Below are 18,672 nucleotides of genomic sequence, written 5' to 3' on the forward strand. Positions count from 1 at the left end.
GGATAGGGAAGGGGTCGCTCGCAAGGGCGGCCCCTTTTGCTTTTGGGAATCGCGGCGCGGATCGCGCGGTCGGTGTGATCTGGCGTGGCTGGAGCGGGCTGCGTTTAACCGGACACAAGTCGCACGCTTTCGTTTTCTGCTTTCGCATCGTCTTTGGCGGAAAACCGGTTCCCACTTTTCCTTACGATGCTCTAATTGGGTAACGATGCCGCCCCGTGCGGCCATTACGCAGGCATTATGCTTGCCTGCGTAATGGCCGAAAATGCTCTTTTGCATACAATCAGCCTCGCGTAACCATGTCACGCGTCCAGCCCATTCCCGGCCTTACCGCAACGCCCTAACCCGCGTCCGCCAGCACCAGCGCGAACAGCCCTTCATCGTCGATCCATTCCGCGGCCGGTTCCCATCCGCCGGCCCGCAGCAGCAGCCGTTCGTCGCGCGCGCCATATTTGTGGCTGCTCTCGGTGTGGATCGTCTCGCCCGCGTCCATGTGGAAACATTGACCCGCGACGTGGAAATGCAGCGACCGCAGCGCCTCCAGATGCATTTCGATCCGCGCCTTGTCGTCGTTCCAGATCGCGCGATGGACGAAGCTCTCGATCGGCAGGTCGCCCTCCAACTCGCGATTGATGCGCTCGACCAGATTGAGGTTGAAGGCCGCTGTCACGCCCTGCGCATCGTCATAGGCGGCGACCAGCCGATCGCGATCCTTGATCCGATCCATCCCGATCAGCAGCTTGGCCCCATCGCCCAACAGCCGGCGCATCGCCCGCAACAGATCGACCGCGGCATCCGGCTCCATATTGCCGATCGTCGATCCGGGGAAGAAGCCCAGCCGCGGCAAATCCTCGATCGCACCGGGCAGGGCCAGCGGCCGGTTGAAATCACCCACCACCGGCAGCACCGGCAGGCCGGGAAAGGCCGCCGCCAGCGCCGCGCTGCTCGCGTGCAGAAAGTCGCCGCTAATGTCGATCGGCACATAGGCGGCGGGCGCGATGGCGCGCAGCAGATGCGGCGTCTTGCGCGCGCTGCCCGCGCCAAACTCCACCACCGCGCGCCCTTTGCCGACCGCCGCGGCGAAGTCTACGCCATGACGGGCGAGCAGGGCGGTTTCGGTGCGGGTGGGATAATATTCGGGCAGGTCGGTGATCGCTTCGAACAGTTCCGACCCGCGCCGGTCGTAGAACCATGTCGGCGGCGTCGCCTTGGGGCTGCGCGACAGGCCCGTAACGATATCATGACGGAAGGCCGGGTCGATCGACCGGGCGATGTTGGGGGCGTCCTCGGTCAGCAACATGGCGCTCACAGATCCTTGGCCAGCCGCAGTCCGGTGAACTGCCAGCGTTGATGGGGGTAGAAGAAATTGCGGTAGCTGCTCCGCGCATGGCCGCGCGGGGTGGCGCAACTGCCACCCTTCAGCACGAACTGGCCGGACATGAACTTGCCATTATATTCGCCGACGGCGCCCGGCGCCGCGCGAAAGCCGGGATGGGGGCGATAGGCGCTGCCGGTCCATTCCCACACATCGCCGAACATCTGCGTCAGCGCGGACCCGTCCTCGGCCGGGCGCGGCCGGGGACTGTCGGGGCCGTCGAGCTGGTTGCCGCTGACCGCCGCGACATTCTGCGCCGCGCTTTCCCATTCCGCTTCGGTGGGCAATCGCGCGCCCGCCCAACTGGCATAGGCGTCGGCTTCGTACAGGCTGATATGGGTGACCGGCGCGGCGGGGTTCACCGGCTGGCGGCCGTCAAGGCCGAAACGGGTCCAGCCCTGCTCGCTTGGCTTCCAGTAGAGCGGTGCGTCCACGCCTTCATTCTGCACCCAGGCCCAGCCGTCCGACAGCCAGTGCGCCGCGGTGCGATAGCCGCCATCTTCGATAAAGGCGATCCATTCGCCATTGCTGATCGGCCGGTGCGCCAGCGTGTGCGGATGCAGCAATGCCTTGTGCCGGGGGCCCTCGCAATCGAAGGCGAAACCGCCGCGCCCGTCCTCTCCGATCTCGACCAGCCCCTCGCGCCCCTCGATCCAGTGGAGCGGGCCTGGCAGGGCGACGGGGGCAGCGCTGGGCGCGCCGAACAGCGTCGGCTCCAGCGGATTGAGCGAGAAGAGATGGAGCAGGTCGGTCAGCAACAGTTCCTGATGCTGTTGTTCATGCTGCAATCCCAGCGTCACGAGCGCCCGCGCGGGTTGCGGCAACATGCCCAGCGCGCCCGTCAGCGCCGCATCGACATGGGCGCGATAGGCCCGAACCTCGGTCAGCGAGGGGCGGGTCAGCATCCCCCGCATCGGCCGGGCATGGCGCGCGCCCTCAGCCTCATAATAGCTGTTGAAGAGGAAGGCGTAGCGCGGATCGAAGGGGCGGTATCCCGCCACATGGTCGCGCAGGACGAAGGTTTCGAAGAACCAGGTCACATGCGCCAGATGCCATTTGGCGGGCGACGCGTCAGGCATGGACTGGACCGTGGCGTCGGCGTCCGAAAGCGGGGCGGCCAGGGCTTCGGTGAGGGCGCGGACGGCGCGATAGCGCTCTTCCAGGTCGTCCTGATGCGCGTCCGTCCAGCTTTTCGCCATGCCTGCCCTCCGATACGGTTGCACCGCTCTCTTGAAGGGACAAGCGCATAACGCGGCGGGCGGTTCCGGCCCGTGTCCTTTAGGGCAGGATCAAAGCTCCTGCAGGATCGGCGCGGCACGGCAGACGCGGTCGCGGCCCGACTGCTTGGCTTCGTACAGCGCGTCGTCGGCGCGGCGCAGCGCCGCATCGAGTTCGCCGCCGGTCCAGCGGCACACGCCGGCGGAAAAGCTGATCGGCCGGTCCTGCACGCGGCCGATCGGTTCGTTGCGCATCCGGCTGGCGATCCGCGCCAGCGACCAGCTTGCCTCGTCCTCGATACAATCCTGGAAGAAGATGGCGAATTCCTCCCCGCCCCAGCGGGCGACCATGTCGACACGGCGGACCAGCGCGGACAGGCGGGTCGCGAAGCTGGCCAGCACCCGGTCGCCCTCCTCATGGCCCAGCAGGTCGTTGACCCGCTTGAAATAGTCGATGTCGATGATCGCGATACAGCCCTTGCGCCGGTGATCCGGCAGCGCGTCGATATGGGCCAGGAATCCGCGCCGGTTGGCGATGCCGGTCAGCGGGTCTTCATGCGCGGCCTGATGCAGGTCATCCAGCCGCTCGCGCGTGGCGCTGGCGACGCGTTGCACCCCGGCATAAAGGGTATGGATGACGTCGCCGACGTCCGGCAGCGCAGGGGCGACGTCCTCGCCGCGATGCAGCGTTTCGGCCAGCGCATGGATCGGATTGAGCAGTGCGCCGATGCCCAGAAGGGCTATGCCGGTGCCGATGACCGTGGCCATCGTCAGCAGGACGAACTCGGCGAGCGCGATGCGGCCGCTGGCGAAGCCCCAGCCCAGATAGGCCAGCAACGGCATATGGGTCGCGATGAAGCAGAGGGTGAAGAGTCGCAGGCGCAGCGAGCGCGGAAAGATGAAGGAGGTGGCGAGGTAGAAATGCATGGCGATCCCCGACTGATGCGAATGGAGCGCACCGTCCGGGTGGCGTCTAAATGCCGTCTGAAGAAACAAGGTTAATCCTGCGCTACCGGGCAGGCCGTGCCGCAGGCGAGTCAGGCTGCGTTTCCAGTCGGTTGCTGCACCGGGGCGGCGCGTTTCAACGCGACGCGCCCGGCACCCATTTGACGTCGGCCGCGCCATTGTCGTTCAGGCGGCGCGCCAGCACGAACAGCAGGTCCGACAGCCGGTTGAGATAGGCCAGCGCCTGGCTGTTAAGCGCCACCTCCACGGCCGCGGCGGTCGCGCTGCGCTCGGCCCGGCGGGTGATCGCGCGGGCGAGGTGGACGGCCGCCGCAGCGGGAGAACCGCCCGGCAGGATGAAGCTGTCGAGCGGGGCGAGATCGGCGTTCATCGTATCGATCTGCTGCTCCAGCCGGGTCACCTGACTGGGAATGATGCGCAACGCCCAGGGTTCGTCGGCGCCTTCGGGAACCGGCGTCGCCAGGTCGGCGCCCAGGTCGAACAGGTCGTTCTGGATGACGGTCAGCCAGGCGGCTTCGGGCCGCTCGCCCAAGGCGACGACGGCCAGCCCGATCGCGCTGTTCGCTTCATCGACATCGCCCACGGCCTGCATCCGCGGCGCATATTTGGGCAGGCGCGATCCATCGACCAGACCTGTCGTCCCATTGTCCCCGGTCCGGGTGTAGATCTTGTTCAGCTTGACCATCTCTGTAGGCACGCCCTTTGGCAACCGAATGAATTTGAAGCACCCGTTCGTCCTGAGTAGCCATTGCGCTTGTCGAAATGGCTACTCAGCACGAACGGAGTGACGACAGGGCAAGTTGCGGGCCTCAGCCATGCCCCTTGGCGATCAGCAGGATCGCGACGATGATGATCGCCGCGGCCTGGAACAGGATGCGGTTCATCATCATCTTGTTCTGCTTCAGGCTGGACGGCCGGACCGCGCCTTCGGGCAGGTTCAGTTCCTCCTTCGTGGTCTGGAGGAAGGCGATGATGCCCCGGATCAGCGCGACCAGCGTGGCGATCATGGCAAGGATCAGGGCGATGACGAGGATGGTGTTCATGGGCGGCAGTCTAGGCGCTCGCCAGCCCGATTCCAACCGGAAAGCGTCCCGCGCGCAGGTCGGCGGCCAGCGCAGCGGGGTCCACGCCCTGCGCCCGCAATTGCGCCAGCGCGATCGACCCGCTGCGCTTGGCGAGGCGCCTGCCGTCCGGGCCTGCCAGCAGCGGATGGTGGACATAGGCGGGGCTGGGCAGGTCGAGCAGCGCCTGGAGCAGCCGGTGAACGTCGGTCGCGCCGCGCAGGTCGTCGCCGCGCAGCACATGGGTCACGCCCATCGCGGCATCGTCCAGCGTGCAGGACAGATGATAGCTGGCCGGCGCATCCTTGCGCGCCAGCACGATGTCGCCATGGGCGAGGGGCGCGGCCTTGACCAACCCCGCTCGCCCTGCGGCAGGGTCGGTCCGAACCGGACTGGGATGGTCTTCCCACTCCAGCGTGCCGACCCGCGCCACCGCCTTGCCCATGTCGATCCGCCAGGCATGGGCTTCGCCCGCGGCGATCCGCCGTGCGCGTTCCGCATCGCCCAGGCCCCGGCACGTTCCCGGATAGGCCGGCCCCTCCGGTCCGTGGGGCGCGGCCATGCTGGCCTGGATGTCGGCCCGCGTGCAGAAACAGGGATAAAGCAGCCCTTGCCCCCGCAGCCGCTCCAGCACCGCTTCATAGGCGTCCAGCCGCTGCGACTGGAAGACGACCTCGCCGTCCCACGCGACGCCCAGCCATGTCAGGTCGGCGATGATGCCCGCGACATGGTCGGGCCGACTCCGGGTGCCGTCGATATCCTCGATCCGCAGGCGGAAGGCGCCACCGGCCGCGCGGGCCATGTCATGTCCCATCAAGGCGGACCAGCCATGGCCGACATGCAGCAGCCCAGTGGGGCTGGGGGCGAAGCGGGTCACCATATGCAGTGGTGCGACGGATAGTGTCATACAGGCTCTTGACGAGTGATATTCGTTAATGCTGTCATGCTCGTGTCACGTTGTTGGTGGATCAGCGGCGTCGGCAAGGGGGTAGAAGCGTTTCTATGTACCATCCCGACCTTATACGGCATCCGGAAAACTGCCCGGCGCTTGTTCTCAACGCAGATTACACGCCGCTCAGCTATTATCCCTTGAGCCTCTGGCCCTGGCAGACCGCGATCAAGGCGGTGTTTCTGGACCGGGTGGACATCATCGCCAGCTATGAGCGGCAGGTGCACAGCCCCAGCCTGGATATGAAGATCCCGTCGGTGATCGCGCTCAAACAATATGTGCGTCCGTCCGAACATCCCGCCTTCACCCGGTTCAACCTGTTCCTGCGCGACAAATTCTCCTGCCAATATTGCGGCACGACGAGCGACCTGACCTTCGACCATGTCGTCCCGCGCCGGGCCGGCGGGCGTACCACCTGGGAGAATGTCGCGACCGCCTGTTCGCCGTGCAATCTCAAAAAGGGCGGGCGCACGCCCAAGGAAGCGGGGATGCGCCTGCACGTCGAGCCGATCCGCCCGACCAGCTGGCATTTGCAGGAACATGGTCGCGCCTTCCCGCCCGGCTATCTGCACGAAAGCTGGCACGACTGGCTCTACTGGGATGTCGAGTTGATGGCGTGAGGCCGCGACGCGCGGCGTTGCTGGCGCTTCTGCTGCTGCCGGGCATGGCCTTCGCGCAGGAGGATCACTCCAGCCTCACCCGCGCCAAATATGTCCGCAACTGCCTGATGTGCCACAGCCGCGCCGCGCCGGAGGGGATAGCGCCAGCCATCATGCGCGGCCTCTATCCCGAACGCGGCCTCGCTCCGGCGCTGGTCATGCCCGGCGTCACCTGCTGGCGTCGCTGCCGGACATGTTTTGCGCCGGAACCGAAGGCCGTGCATTAGGTCAGGATACCGGCAACCAGTCCAGGTCTATATCCTTGAGCCGGTTGGTATAATGGCCGATCTCCTCCAGCCGCGCCATGTCGTTGAGGATGATGCGTCCGTTGGAGCGGCTGATAAGGCCTTCCTGCTCCATCTGTCGGATCATCCGGTTGACATGGACCGATGTCAGCCCGATCGAATCGCCGATTTCCTCCTGCGTCAGCTTCAGGTCGAAACTGTCGATGATGCTGTCGTCGGTGACGCGCAGCCGGTCGAACATGTCGAGCAGGAAGGACGCGACGCGCGCCTTGGCCGATGTCCGGCCCAGCGCGGCCAGCCGGTCGGTCATCGCCACCCGCTCTGCATTGGACAACAGGAACAGCAGCGCCGCGACGCGTGGATATTCCTCCAGCAGCCGGCGCAGCGCATGTTTGTCGAACGGGCAGACGATCACGTCCGATAGGGCGACCAGCGATTCGGGCGCCTTGCTGTAGATGGTGCTGGCCGATCCGATGAAATCGCCGGGGAAATAGACGCGCAAAATCTGGCGGCTGCCATCGGGCAGGATGACGAAGCTCATCACCCGGCCTTCTCTCAGCACGAACAGTTCCGTTACCGTGTCATTGACCCGCTGGATCATCCCGCCGCGCTTGATCTTGCGCGGATTTTCCTCGAGCCGAGCCAATGCCTTCTTTTCCGCGTCGGACAGGGGCACCTGTTTTGCCAGCCTTTCCGCGAAACAGCTCGTTGCCACCCAATACACCTTTTTCCAATTGTCGTTACGATGGCAAAACGCCCCATGCGCCTTTTGGCTGCATTTTCAGGACGCGCACTAAACTCGATCAAGGTTGCCGCCCGCTTTGCAATTATGTTGCATATGTTCGCCGTGCCACCGGGTTAACCATGACGAATGGCGGTCGAGCCGCCTTGCACGGGGCGCAATAGACGCTATGAACCCTGTCCAATGGACCGCATTCACATCCGCGGCGGCAACGCGCTCAATGGCCGCCTTCCCATCTCCGGCGCGAAGAACGCCGCCCTGACGTTGCTGCCCTGCGCGTTGCTGACCGACGAACCTGTGACGCTGCGCAACCTGCCGCGCCTCGCTGACGTCGACAGTTTCGGCCATCTGCTGAACCAACTGGGCGTATCGACCATGATCGAGGGCGCCCGGCCGGAGGATTTCGGCCGCGTCCTGACGATGCGCGCCGGCCGCGTCACCTCGACCGAGGCGCCCTATGATATCGTGCGCAAGATGCGCGCCTCGATCCTGGTGCTCGGCCCGCTGCTGGCCCGCGTGGGCGAGGCGCGGGTATCGCTGCCCGGCGGCTGCGCCATCGGCAACCGCCCGATCGATCTGCATTTGAAGGCGCTGGAAGCGTTCGGCGCGACGCTCGAAACGACGGCCGGCTATGTCCGCGCCAGCGTGCCGGACGGCGGCCTGCCGGGCGGCATCTACACTTTCCCGGTGGTGTCGGTCGGCGCCACCGAAAATGCGGTGATGGCGGCGTCGCTGGCCAAGGGCACCTGCATCCTCGAAAACGCCGCGCGCGAGCCGGAGATCGTCGACCTGTGCAACCTCCTCGTCGCCATGGGCGCGGATATTGAAGGCATCGGCACCGACAAGCTGGTCATCCACGGGCGCGAGCGGCTGCACGGCGCGACCTACAGCGTCATGCCCGACCGGATCGAGGCGGGCAGCTATGCCTGCGCCGCCGCCATAACCGGCGGGTCGGTCGACCTGGTCGGCGCCAATGCCGACGACATGCACGCCATCCTCGCCGCGCTGCGCGACGCGGGCGTGCAGGTCGATCCGCACAAGGACGGCATCCGCATTGCCTCGGATGGCAAGCTCAAGCCCCTGACCCTGTCGACCGCGCCCTTCCCGGCCTTTCCGACCGACATGCAGGCGCAGTTCATGGCGATGCTGACCAAGGCGGACGGCGCGTCGGTGCTGACCGAAACCATCTTCGAAAATCGCTACATGCATGTGCCCGAACTGGCGCGCATGGGGGCGGACATCGCCGTCAACGGCCGTACCGCCGTAGTGCGCGGCGTCGACAGGCTGGTAGGCGCGCCGGTGATGGCGACCGACCTGCGCGCCTCGATGAGCCTGATCCTCGCGGGCCTCGCCGCCGAAGGCGAAACCCAGGTCCAGCGCGTCTATCATCTCGATCGCGGCTATGAGCGGCTGGAAGAAAAACTCTCGGCCGTCGGCGCCGATATCGAGCGGGTCAGCGATGGCTGAGGGGTGCGGGCTGGCGACCGATCGGGCGACCTTGCTGTCGCTCTACGACCTGGATGCCGGCGGATTCCGTAATCTGGACGAAATTACCGGTTTCGCCGCGCAATTGTGCGATGTGCCGATCGCCCTGGTCAGCATCGTCGAGGATGTGCGGCAGCGCTTCCTGTCCCGCGTCGGCCTGGATGCCGAAGAAACGCCGCGCGACGTCTCCTTCTGCGCCCTGGCGATGCTGCGGGAGGAGATTTTCCTCGTCCCGGACGCGACCCGCGATCCCCGCTTTGCCGACAATGCGCTGGTCACGGGCGCGCCGCATATTCGCTTCTACGCCGGCGCGCCGCTGGTGAGCGCGGATGGCGCGCCGCTGGGCGCACTGTGCGTCATCGACACGGTCCCGCGCCCCGACCTGACCCCGTTGCAGCGGCAGGGTCTGACCCTGCTCGCCCGGCAGGTGATGGTGGAACTGGAAGGGCGCCGCCGCGACCGTGACACGATCCTGCGCCAGCGCATGGACGCCGCCGCCGTCGCCGAAAGCGATCGCCTGTTTCGCTCGCTGGCCGACACCATGCCGCAGATGGTCTGGTCGACGCTGGCGGACGGCTATCATGACTATTATAACGCCCGCTGGTACGAATATACCGGCGTGCCGACCGGATCGACCGACGGCGAGGCGTGGAACGGCATGTTCCATCCCGACGATCAGGATCGGGCCTGGACGCGCTGGCGTCATAGCCTGACGACCGGCGAACCCTATGAGATCGAATATCGGCTGCGCCACCATGGCGGCGACTATCGCTGGACGCTCGGCCGGGCGCTGCCGATCCGAGATGGCGACGGCGCGATCGTGCGCTGGATCGGCACATGCACCGAAATTCACGAACAGAAGCTGATGATGGAAGAGCGCGAGATGATCGCGCACGAGCTGTCGCACCGGATCAAGAATATCTTTTCGGTGATCGCTGGCCTGATCGGCCTGTCGGCGCGGCAGCATCCGGCGATTGCGGACGTGGCCGACGACCTGCGCGATCGGATATTGGCGCTGGGCCGCGCCCATGATTTCGTGCGGCCGCACAGCGCCGAATCCGCGCCGCAGGTTGGCGGCGGGCAAGCCAGTCTGTGGGGCTTGCTCGACCAGATTTTCGCGCCCTATGGCAACGAAGCGGGATCGCGCATCCTGTTGTCGGGCGACGATCCGGCGATCGACGATCGGTCCGCGACGCCGCTCGCGCTGCTGTTCCACGAATTGGCGACCAACGCAGCCAAATATGGCGCGCTGTCGGTGGCCGAGGGCCGGATCGATCTGCATATAAGGGTCGAGGGCGAAGACATCCACATCGACTGGCAGGAAGAACATGGTCCTGTGGTCGTGCCTGGCGGCGCCGACGGCTTCGGCAACCGGCTGATGACGCTGAGCGTCGAACGGCAACTGGGTGGGCGAATAGAAAGAGACTGGCGGCCGGACGGCCTGCGCATCAGCCTCTGGATTCCATCGCGTTCCATGAGCCGGACGGCGGGAACGGCGTAAAACCGGCAATTTCTGCTGCTGTCAGGTCGGGCTGCTCCGCCGCAGCCAGCCGCAGCGTAGCGGAGATGCTGTGCGCGCGGAACGGCTTGGTGATGACGCCCAGCGCCGCGACCGACGCTGCGCCGATTTGGGTCGGGTTGGCGGTGACATAGATGACGCGAATGCCGTGACGGGTGGCCAGCTCGATGCCGATATCCGGCCCGGTCGGGCCATCGCGCAGGTTCAGGTCGACAAGGGCGATGTCGCAATCTTGCGCGCAAGCAAGCGCGCCTTCGCGATCGGCGGCGATCGCGCCGACCTGGAATCCGGCATCTTCGACGATCTGCTCAATCTCCAAAGCGACGAAAATCTCGTCCTCGACTATCAGAACCTTCTTGCGCATTGCCTAACTCGTTAAACTTGATGCAAATAAAGTCCTTGCCCGTCTCTTGGTTCCGCTGCGGTGCAAAAAACCGACCAGATTGCCCCAAAGGACAGGTCAGTCCGCAACGCTGGTCCACAGCGTTTCGAACTGCGTCCCCTGCATCAGCAGCACCGACGCGGGATAGCCCGCCTCGCTCGCCTGGCGCGCGGTGCCGGTGGCGCTGTCCACCGCCAGCGCCTGGGTAGTGAAGGGACCATAATATTTATTGTCCAGATTGATCTTCCAGACGCCCTCATGCTGAAGGACGATGTAGCGGGCGTGGGGCAGGGCCATGTCAGAGTACCTCGGTGTTATAATGGTGCCAGGCCATGATCGCGGCGGCGCCGCGATGCGGACGCCAGGCTTCGGCGACGTCGCGGGTCAGTTTTTCGCTCGGCCGTTCGGGCAGGCCCAGGATGCGGCCGATCTCGATCTGCACCGCCAGGTCGCCAGCGGGCCAGATGTCGGGACGCCCCTCCGCGAACAGCAGATAGATTTCCGCCGACCAGCGGCCGATGCCCTTGATCCGGACGAGCTGCGCGATCGCCTCCTCGTCGTCGGCCGGCAGGGCGCCCAGGTCCAGAGCGCCCGACAGGATCAGTTCGGCCAGGCTGCGGGCATAGCCCTGCTTCTGGCGGGACAGGCCGCAGGCACGCAAGGCGTCATAGTCCCGCGCCAGCAGGGCGTCGGGCGCGCAGCCTTCGCCCAGCTCCGCTTCCAGCTTGCGCCACACCGCCGCTGCGGCCGCCACGCTGACCTGCTGGCCCACGATCGTCCGCAACAGCGTTTCATAGCCCGGCGCCCGCACCCGCGGCGCGGGATAGCCCACCCGGCCGATCGCTGCGCCAAAGCCGGGCTCCAGCGCGGCGATGGCGTCCAGGCTGGTGCGTAACTGTTCTGCACTCGTAACCATAACTCTGCTGTCCAGCCCTTGATTTCCCGGCGTCTGTGGGTCAGAGCGGCGAAGAAAATTCGAGGGGATTGGATAGATGCCGAAATTGATCGTGGTCAACCGTGCAGGTGAAGAACAGGCTGTCGATGGCGACAATGGCCTGTCGGTGATGGAAATCATCCGCGACAACGGTTTTGACGAATTGCTGGCGCTGTGCGGCGGTTGCTGCTCCTGCGCGACCTGCCATGTCTATGTCGATCCGGCCTTCGCCGACGCGCTGCCGGCCATGAGCGAGGATGAAAACGACCTGCTCGACAGCTCCGATCACCGCAACGAGACCAGCCGCCTGTCCTGCCAGGTCATGCTGAGCGATTCGCTCGACGGCCTGCGCGTCACCATCGCGCCGGAAGACTGAATAGGCGCATAGGCGCCGATATACCTACCGCCGTTCGTTTCGAGCGAAGTCGAGAAACGAGGCAGAGCCGAGTTCAGCGAAGCTAAACAGGAAGCGCTTTGCTAGCCGCGTCTCGACTTCGCTCGAAGCGAACGACGGTAGATGCCCTAATTCTTCACCCGCAGCGTGGCCGCCGGCGCGTCGCTGGTCAGCGGCGATATCGTCCAGATGATCCGCTTGCCCTGGGGCGTGGTTTCCGCGCCCTCCTCCTGATTCTGGCTGACGATCTCCGCGTCGGTGGTCAGGGTGAATCTGCCATTCAGCGCCTTGGCCGCCTCGTCTCCCGCGCCACCGCTGCCCAAGCCGGCCGGTCCCTGGCTCTTGTCGAACCCGTTGGCGAAGCCAGGCGCCTTGACGCGCACCCGGTCGTCGCCGCGCAGTTCCACCGCGACGAAGGGCAGCACGATCTGGGCGTCGATGTTGAAGGGGAAGAGGAAGGCGTGGGTCAGCTTGCCCGTAATCGCATAGTCGATCTCGAACTTGCGGTTGCCCATGTAGCGGGCCGACCGAAACCCCTTTTCCCTGGTCAGGGCGGCGGCGATCGCCTGCATCTGCGCTTCGTCGCCCTTGTCCGCACTATCCGCGACGGCGTCGCTGAAATCCTCGTCGCGCGCCGCGATCTGCAACAGGGTCGGCGCGGCCTCGGCCTCGCCGTCCGTGTCATCGCTGGTGGACGGTACGCCGCCTGTCATGCCGCTCTTGCCCATGTCCGACGCCAATATCTCCCCCTTATAGGCGAAGGCGAAGCTGCGATCGGCGCGGATGTCCAGGGGCGATTCGAACGTGCCCGGCGTCACCAGGCAGGCGGAGAGCGCCAGCAGCCCCGCCAGCGCCCCCAGGGTGCGATACAAGCGGTTCATGGCATTCTCCTTCCTGACAGGCGGGTCAGCGCACCGTCGCAGCGTATAGCGCGATGGCCGCGGCGTTGGACACGTTCAGGCTCTCCATCCGCGGGCTGATCGGCAGCTTGGCGATGATGTCGCAATGGGCGATCGTATTGTGGCGCAGCCCTTCGCCCTCGGCTCCCAGCACCAAAGCGACACGCGATTCGCCGATCGCCTCGCCCAATGTGGTGTCGGCGTCGCCGTCCAGCCCGATGCGCCAATAGCCCGCTTCGGCAATCTCTTCGAGCGCGCGGGCCAGGTTCACCACCCGCACCCAGGGTATATTTTCCAGCGCGCCCGACGCCGCGCGCGCCAGTACGCCCGATTCGGGCGGGGCGTGCCGGTCCTGCGTGACGATGCACAGCGCATCGAAAGCGGCGGCGGAGCGCAGGATCGCGCCCACATTATGGGGGTCCGTCACCTGGTCCAGCACCAGGATCGGCCGCCTGTCGTCCTGTCCTTCCTCCAGCACTTCGCCCAGCCAGACATCGTCCAGCGGCTCGACTTCGGCGACGATGCCCTGATGCGGCGCGTCGGACGGGACCATGCGGCCCATGTCGGCGACGTCGGAATAGACGATCGGCAGCACCGGCGGCAGGTCGAGGGCGCCCAGCGCTTCGCGCGTGCCCCATATCTTGCGCACGATGCGGTTGGGGTTGGCGAGCGCCGCTATGACGGCGTGGCGACCGTAGAAGCGGGGGAAGGTGCCCTTGGGCTTGGTGGAGCGATGCGGCTTTTTCATGATTGCGCTCTTTTCACATCACCCCATTGACAGGCAAGTCTCCTTTCGCCATTGAGCCGCCTCCAGCGCGGCGGGAACGCAAATTTCTTGTCGCGCAGGGCACTGGACAGGTGGCCGAGTGGTTAAAGGCAGCAGACTGTAAATCTGCCCGGGTTTCCCGTACGCTGGTTCGAATCCAGCCCTGTCCACCACTGCATCGGGCCGATGCAGGCGGTCTTTTACGGACCGGAAACAGGCCGGTGTGGACGCATAGCTCAGTTGGTAGAGCAGCTGACTCTTAATCAGCGGGTCCTTGGTTCGAGCCCAAGTGCGTCCACCATAGCCTGTCCCGACAGGCCTCCAGGCGCGCCGCCTCTTTTCGGGTTTCCGGCTTGCGTGCCTCCCGTTCGAGCCCGTTGAAAGACGAAGGGACAGCGCCCATGGCGTGGCTCATCCTCGGCATTGCCATATTCACCGAAATCTGCTGGGCCTTGAGCCTGAAATGGGCCGCGACCCTTGGAAGCTGGCAAGCGTCCGTCGTGCCGATCGCGCTCAGCTTCCTCAACATGGGCCTGCTCGCGCTGGCGATGAAGGGCATTCCCGCAGGCACCGCCTATGCGGTCTGGACGGGCCTTGGCGCGGTGGGCGTCATCATCGGCGGCGTCCTCTTCTTCGGCGACAGGGTCAATCCGGCGCAGATCGCCTTCATGGCGATGATCGTGGTGGGCGTTGTGGGGACGAAGCTCTTCGCCTCGGCCTGACCGCGCGCACGGCACATCGCAAGGACCATTGCCGCAGCGCAACAAAAATCGCGCCGTCGCGTTCGCTGGACAAGTTTCATTCATCCTTGCCCGGTTACGCCCTCCCCACATGACTCTTGATCGCCGCGACCTGCTCATCCGCACCCTTGGCGGCGTCCTCGCCATAGGCTTGCCCCGCAGCGCCCTGGCGCAGGGCGATGTCGAGCGTGTCGACGCCCTGATCGCGAAGATGACGCTGGAGGAAAAGGCGGGCCAGATGACCTGCCTCGCCGACAGCTTCCGCCCCTTCAACCCGCCCAACCCGCAGGTCGGCATCCAGGATGAAAAGCGCCTGGCGCAGGAAATCCGCCGGGGCCGCGTCGGCTGCCTCTTCAACGGCATCGGCGTTGCAGGCGGCCGCCGCGCGCAGGAGATCGCGGTCAAGGACAGCCGCCTCGGCATCCCCTTGCTCTTCGCGGGCGATGTCATCCACGGCCTCAAGACCATCTTCCCGGTCCCCCTCGCCGAAGCCTCCAGCTTCGATCCCGCTTTGTGCGAGCGCACCGCCCGCGCCCAGGCGGTCGAAGCCACCGCCGCAGGCCTCCACCTCACCTTCGCCCCCATGGTCGATGTCGCCCGCGACCAGCGCTGGGGCCGCGTGGTGGAGGGGGCAGGGGAGGATGTGACCCTCACCGGCATCCTCTCCGCCGCCCGCGTCCGCGGCTTTCAGGGCCGCGACCTGCGCCGCGACGACGCGCTGCTCGCCTGCCCCAAACATTTCGCCGCCTATGGAGCCGTCGCCGCGGGCTTGGAATATGGCAATGTCGACATCAGCGAGGAAACGCTGCGCGAAACCCATCTGCCCCCCTTCGGCAAGGCGTTCGCGGCGGGCGCGCTCACCACCATGGCCGCCTTCAACGAGATCAACGGCGTCCCCGCCACCGCCGACAGCGAACTCCTCACCGACATTTTGCGCGGCGAGATGCAGTTTCGCGGCTTCGTCTTTTCCGATTACACCGCCGACGAAGAACTGGTCGCCCACGGCTTTGCGGAGGATGACCGCGACGCCGCCCGCCTCGCCGTCCTCGCAGGGGTCGATATGTCGATGCAGAGTGGCCTCTATATCCGCTACCTGCCCGATCTGGTGAAGAGCGGCGCGGTGCCGATGGGCACGATCGACGTCGCCGTGCGCCGCATCCTCTATGTGAAGGCCGCCATCGGCCTGTTCGACAACCCCTATCGATCGCTGAACGAGGAAGCGGAAAAGACCCGCATCTTCACCCCCGCCCATCGCGCCCTGTCCCGCGAAGCCGCCACCCGCTCCGTCGTCCTGCTCAAGAATGAAGGCGTCCTGCCGATCGACCCGGCCAGGGGGCAGGCCATCGCCCTCGTCGGCCCCTTCGCGCAGGACACCGCCAATCTCTACGGCCCCTGGGCCTTCTATGGCGACCCGGACAAGGGCGTGGACATCGCCACGGGCCTGCGCGTCGCGCTCCCCGACCAGACCAAATTCACCGTCACGCGCGGCAGCGACATCAGCGGGCCGATCGAGGGCGGCATCGCCCAGGCAGTGGCGGCGGCCAAAGCGGCGGACATCGTCCTGCTCGCCATCGGCGAATCGCAGGCCATGTCCGGCGAAGCCCAGTCCCGCACCGTCATCGAAATCCCGCCCGCGCAGCAGGCGCTGGCCGACGCCGTCGCGGCCACCGGCAAGCCGGTCGTCATCCTGCTGCGCCACGGCCGCGCGCTCGCCCTGCATGACGGCGTCGCCAATGCGCAGGCGATCCTCGCCACCTGGTTCCTGGGCAGCGAGGCGGGCCACGCCATCGCCGACATCCTGCTGGGGAAGGTTGATCCATCGGGCAAACTCCCCGTCAGCTTCCCCTGGGAAAGCGGGCAGGAGCCTTTCTATTATGACCGCAAATCGACCGGCCGCCCGGTGCTGGGCAATGGCAGTAGCGAATATAAGGCCCGCTACGCCACCACCGACAATAGTGCGAGGTTTCCCTTCGGCCACGGCCTGACCTATACCGACTTCGTGCTGGACCAATTGAAGCTGTCCGACAGCGCGCTCCGCTGGGACGCCGCGATCGAAGTGACCGCCCGCATCACCAACAAGGGCGACCGCAAGGGCAGCGAAGTGGTCCAGCTCTACACCCGCGACCGCGTCGCCAGCCGCACCCGCCCGATCCGCGAGCTAAAGCGCATGGCCCGCGTGACGCTGGGTCCGGGCGAAAGCAAGACGGTGCGTTTCTCGTTGTCGCGCGTCGATCTGGAATTCGTCGGCGCCCGAAGCCAGCGCATCGCCGAACCCGGCGCGTTCGACCTGTGGGTCGGGCAATCGAGCGTGGGCGGATTGAAGGGCGAGTTTACGTTGTATGCACAGGGACCGGCGAAGGAGTAGAACTTAAAGCCCCTCCCCCTCAGGGGAGGGGTTGTCAGGGTTGCGCCACTACTCGCCGTTCAACTGCCGTTTGGCCGCACCAGAAAGCAGACTATCAAGGTGCCGCCAATGGTGTGTTCCGAATTGATGCGTTGCGCGAGATGTTCTGTGCTAAGCTTCCTAACACACTCGAATTACGTACTCACGCCAGCGACATATATCCAGGTATGGCTTTCGACCCGCGAGTCTCTGGTTTCCGAAGGCTTCGGCCATGGAATTTTTTACGTCCTTACCGCCTGAAACCGCCAGCGACCTTGGAATAGCCATTGTCATCGCCTCCAGCACACCGCTCCTGCTCCTAGACGACCAGTTTGTCGTGCAAGCAGCAAGTGGGACATTTTGTCGCATGTTCGGCTTAACCCCTGATGCAGTGACCAGACGAGCAATATTCACGCTGGGCAATGGGGAATGGGATATATTGCGGCTTCGGTCGCTCCTGATTGCAACCCTATCCGGCAATGCGTCTGTCGATGCGTATGAAATGACACTCAGTCGTCCCACTGGCAATATGCAACTGGTCCTCAATGCATGCCTGCTGGATTATGGTGAAGGCGCGGCACGCCTGCTCCTTTCCGTATCCGATGTTACGGCCATACGCCTCGCTGAACGGCAAAAAGACGATCTGGTGCACGAAAAGATGGTGCTGTTGCAGGAACTTCAGCATCGCGTCGCCAATAGCCTCCAAATCATCGCGAGCGTGCTGATGCAAAGTGCGCGTAAGGTTCAGTCTGAAGAGGCGCGGACCCACCTCAACAATGCCCATCATCGCGTCATGTCTATTGCGACCTTGCAGAAGCAGTTGGCCTCTACGTCCGTTGGCGAGGTCGTCCTGCGGCCCTATTTCACGGACCTTTGCAACAGTATTGGCGCTTCGATGATCGCTGATCCCGGGCGTCTCAAGATTACGCCGACGGTTGACGACACCTCCACTACGGCGGACGTGTCGGTAAGCCTTGGCCTCATCGTGACCGAGTTGGTGATCAACTCCCTCAAACACGCCTTTCCGGACAAGGTGATCAGAGGCGATATATCGGTCAGCTATGCGTCGGATGGCCAGGCCTGGACTCTGGCTGTCGGGGACAATGGTGTTGGCATGCCGGGCGAAGCGGCGGGGGCTGTGCCTGGCCTTGGCACGGGCATCGTCGAGGCGCTGTCGAAGCAGCTTCGAGCCACTGTGGAAATTCGCGATACCCGTCCAGGGACCCTCGTCTCGATCATCCATCGCGCGGACGGGACACGGTAGCGCACCCGGTGCGTTCACACTCCCACATCCTTTACGAAAGCAGGAAACCAATGTCTTCCGATCGATCGGCTCCGCTTCTGCTGTATGTGGAGGACGAGATCCTTGTTCAGCACATGCTCATTTCCGTGTTGGAGGATGCGGGCTTCCACCTTCTCGTTGCCGATGGTGGCGTTCAGGCCAAGGACATTCTCACAGCCAAGGCCGCCCAGTTGCATGGGCTGATCACGGATGTAAATCTTGGCGATGGCCCAGATGGGTGGGACGTTGCGCGCACAGCGCGTGAGTTGAAGGCTGGATTGCCGATTGTATATGTCAGTGCGGCAAGCGAGCATGAATGGAGCGCGAAGGGCGTTCCAAATAGCATTATGATCGCAAAGCCCTTCGTCGCCGCCCAGGTCGTTGTGGCCATGTCCTCGCTTCTGACGATCTCAGACCAAGGCTAAAGCGATCCGCAGAATGGGGCGAGGCGTGTTACTACCGAATACCGATCCATTCGATCCTTGCGCCGCGTCTCGGCCCATCGCCGCGCATATCACCTGACGGCATCATAGGGGCCTTCGGACCCTTCGCGCTGCAGCAGAGATGGCGCGCGGGACAGCGGAACGGCAGCTATCCGCATTACCTGCGAGAAACCGGACCGTCAGCCATCGGCCACTCCCCCCTGTCCTACACCCCACCACCCATGCCATAATTCC

21 protein-coding genes and 2 tRNA genes are annotated in these 18,672 nt (G+C 65.0%); 11 read left to right on the forward strand and 12 right to left on the reverse strand.

Annotated features, from left to right (window positions below):
• Positions 1-337: 337 nt before the first annotated feature.
• The 6 genes from egtD to gluQRS all read right to left on the reverse strand — a co-directional run bounded on the left by egtD (position 338) and on the right by gluQRS (position 5,523).
• On the reverse strand, positions 338-1,297 hold the full coding sequence (egtD, locus tag K9B33_RS16690) for an L-histidine N(alpha)-methyltransferase (protein WP_224550247.1): 960 nt from the start codon (positions 1,295-1,297) through the stop codon (positions 338-340).
• A 5-nt stretch (positions 1,298-1,302) separates the two neighbouring features.
• Positions 1,303-2,571 carry an ergothioneine biosynthesis protein EgtB gene (gene egtB / locus K9B33_RS16695; RefSeq protein ID WP_224550204.1) on the reverse strand — a complete coding sequence of 423 codons (1,269 nt, stop codon included), beginning with the start codon at positions 2,569-2,571 and terminating at the stop codon, positions 1,303-1,305.
• A 90-nt stretch (positions 2,572-2,661) separates the two neighbouring features.
• A complete protein-coding gene (locus K9B33_RS16700; RefSeq protein ID WP_224550205.1) occupies positions 2,662-3,516 on the reverse strand; it encodes a GGDEF domain-containing protein in 855 nt (284 codons plus the stop codon).
• A 154-nt stretch (positions 3,517-3,670) separates the two neighbouring features.
• A complete protein-coding gene (locus K9B33_RS16705; RefSeq protein WP_224550206.1) occupies positions 3,671-4,240 on the reverse strand; it encodes a cob(I)yrinic acid a,c-diamide adenosyltransferase in 570 nt (189 codons plus the stop codon).
• Between the two features lie 124 nt (positions 4,241-4,364).
• A complete protein-coding gene (locus K9B33_RS16710) occupies positions 4,365-4,598 on the reverse strand; it encodes a twin transmembrane helix small protein (protein ID WP_224550207.1) in 234 nt (77 codons plus the stop codon).
• Between the two features lie 10 nt (positions 4,599-4,608).
• The gene (gene gluQRS, locus K9B33_RS16715; RefSeq protein ID WP_224550208.1) at positions 4,609-5,523 is read right to left on the reverse strand and encodes a tRNA glutamyl-Q(34) synthetase GluQRS; all 915 of its coding nucleotides are present in this window, start codon (positions 5,521-5,523) and stop codon (positions 4,609-4,611) included.
• A gap of 95 nt (positions 5,524-5,618) precedes the next feature.
• Here gluQRS and K9B33_RS16720 point away from each other — a divergent pair, with 95 nt between their 5' ends.
• Both K9B33_RS16720 and K9B33_RS16725 read left to right on the forward strand, forming a co-directional pair.
• Positions 5,619-6,185: an HNH endonuclease gene (locus K9B33_RS16720; RefSeq protein WP_224550209.1), complete on the forward strand. Its 567-nt coding sequence runs from the start codon at positions 5,619-5,621 to the stop codon at positions 6,183-6,185.
• Positions 6,182-6,451 (forward strand): hypothetical protein, encoded by a 270-nt coding sequence (locus K9B33_RS16725; RefSeq protein ID WP_224550210.1) that lies wholly within the window; start codon positions 6,182-6,184, stop codon positions 6,449-6,451. The genes K9B33_RS16720 and K9B33_RS16725 overlap by 4 nt, the downstream gene beginning before the upstream one ends.
• A gap of 1 nt (position 6,452) precedes the next feature.
• Here the strand turns inward: K9B33_RS16725 and K9B33_RS16730 are convergent, their stop codons facing one another.
• Positions 6,453-7,184, reverse strand: a complete 732-nt coding sequence (locus tag K9B33_RS16730; protein ID WP_224550211.1) for a Crp/Fnr family transcriptional regulator — start codon at positions 7,182-7,184, stop codon at positions 6,453-6,455.
• A gap of 210 nt (positions 7,185-7,394) precedes the next feature.
• Between K9B33_RS16730 and murA the strand changes: the two genes are divergently transcribed.
• Together murA and K9B33_RS16740 are read left to right on the forward strand one after the other, a co-directional pair.
• Entirely contained in the window at positions 7,395-8,678 is a 1,284-nt protein-coding gene (gene murA / locus K9B33_RS16735; protein WP_224550212.1) for a UDP-N-acetylglucosamine 1-carboxyvinyltransferase, read from the forward strand.
• A complete protein-coding gene (locus K9B33_RS16740) occupies positions 8,671-10,197 on the forward strand; it encodes a PAS domain-containing protein (RefSeq protein ID WP_224550213.1) in 1,527 nt (508 codons plus the stop codon). Before murA ends, K9B33_RS16740 begins: the two co-directional genes overlap by 8 nt.
• Here K9B33_RS16740 and K9B33_RS16745 read toward each other — a convergent pair.
• From K9B33_RS16745 to K9B33_RS16755, 3 genes are all read right to left on the reverse strand, one after another.
• Positions 10,145-10,579, reverse strand: a complete 435-nt coding sequence (locus K9B33_RS16745) for a response regulator (protein WP_224550214.1) — start codon at positions 10,577-10,579, stop codon at positions 10,145-10,147. The two genes, K9B33_RS16740 and K9B33_RS16745, sit on opposite strands and share 53 nt — an antisense overlap.
• 96 nt (positions 10,580-10,675) lie before the next feature.
• A complete protein-coding gene (locus K9B33_RS16750) occupies positions 10,676-10,894 on the reverse strand; it encodes a DUF2188 domain-containing protein (protein WP_224550215.1) in 219 nt (72 codons plus the stop codon).
• Position 10,895: 1 nt separating this feature from the next.
• Positions 10,896-11,513 carry a DNA-3-methyladenine glycosylase family protein gene (locus K9B33_RS16755; protein WP_224550216.1) on the reverse strand — a complete coding sequence of 206 codons (618 nt, stop codon included), beginning with the start codon at positions 11,511-11,513 and terminating at the stop codon, positions 10,896-10,898.
• 76 nt (positions 11,514-11,589) lie between these two features.
• Between K9B33_RS16755 and K9B33_RS16760 the strand changes: the two genes are divergently transcribed.
• Positions 11,590-11,907 (forward strand): 2Fe-2S iron-sulfur cluster-binding protein, encoded by a 318-nt coding sequence (locus tag K9B33_RS16760; protein ID WP_066605787.1) that lies wholly within the window; start codon positions 11,590-11,592, stop codon positions 11,905-11,907.
• A 146-nt stretch (positions 11,908-12,053) separates the two neighbouring features.
• On the opposite strand, the gene K9B33_RS16765 is transcribed toward K9B33_RS16760, so the two are convergent.
• Both K9B33_RS16765 and rlmB read right to left on the reverse strand, forming a co-directional pair.
• Entirely contained in the window at positions 12,054-12,806 is a 753-nt protein-coding gene (locus K9B33_RS16765; protein ID WP_224550217.1) for a hypothetical protein, read from the reverse strand.
• Between the two features lie 25 nt (positions 12,807-12,831).
• Positions 12,832-13,572 (reverse strand): 23S rRNA (guanosine(2251)-2'-O)-methyltransferase RlmB, encoded by a 741-nt coding sequence (gene rlmB / locus K9B33_RS16770; RefSeq protein ID WP_224550218.1) that lies wholly within the window; start codon positions 13,570-13,572, stop codon positions 12,832-12,834.
• Between the two features lie 104 nt (positions 13,573-13,676).
• Here rlmB and K9B33_RS16775 point away from each other — a divergent pair.
• The 6 genes from K9B33_RS16775 to K9B33_RS16800 all read left to right on the forward strand — a co-directional run bounded on the left by K9B33_RS16775 (position 13,677) and on the right by K9B33_RS16800 (position 18,420).
• A tRNA-Tyr gene (locus K9B33_RS16775) sits at positions 13,677-13,763 on the forward strand.
• Positions 13,764-13,815: 52 nt separating this feature from the next.
• Positions 13,816-13,891, forward strand: a tRNA-Lys gene (locus tag K9B33_RS16780).
• A 100-nt stretch (positions 13,892-13,991) separates the two neighbouring features.
• Entirely contained in the window at positions 13,992-14,312 is a 321-nt protein-coding gene (locus K9B33_RS16785) for a DMT family transporter (RefSeq protein WP_224550219.1), read from the forward strand.
• A gap of 109 nt (positions 14,313-14,421) precedes the next feature.
• Positions 14,422-16,695: a glycoside hydrolase family 3 N-terminal domain-containing protein gene (locus K9B33_RS16790; protein ID WP_224550220.1), complete on the forward strand. Its 2,274-nt coding sequence runs from the start codon at positions 14,422-14,424 to the stop codon at positions 16,693-16,695.
• A 250-nt stretch (positions 16,696-16,945) separates the two neighbouring features.
• Positions 16,946-17,977, forward strand: coding sequence for a sensor histidine kinase (locus K9B33_RS16795; RefSeq protein WP_224550221.1), 1,032 nt, complete (start codon positions 16,946-16,948; stop codon positions 17,975-17,977).
• Positions 17,978-18,027: 50 nt separating this feature from the next.
• The gene (locus K9B33_RS16800; RefSeq protein WP_224550222.1) at positions 18,028-18,420 is read left to right on the forward strand and encodes a response regulator; all 393 of its coding nucleotides are present in this window, start codon (positions 18,028-18,030) and stop codon (positions 18,418-18,420) included.
• Positions 18,421-18,672: the final 252 nt, after the last annotated feature.

Origin of the sequence: Sphingobium sp. 3R8, from assembly GCF_020166615.1 — a bacterium.
Lineage (GTDB): Bacteria > Pseudomonadota > Alphaproteobacteria > Sphingomonadales > Sphingomonadaceae > Sphingobium > Sphingobium bisphenolicum.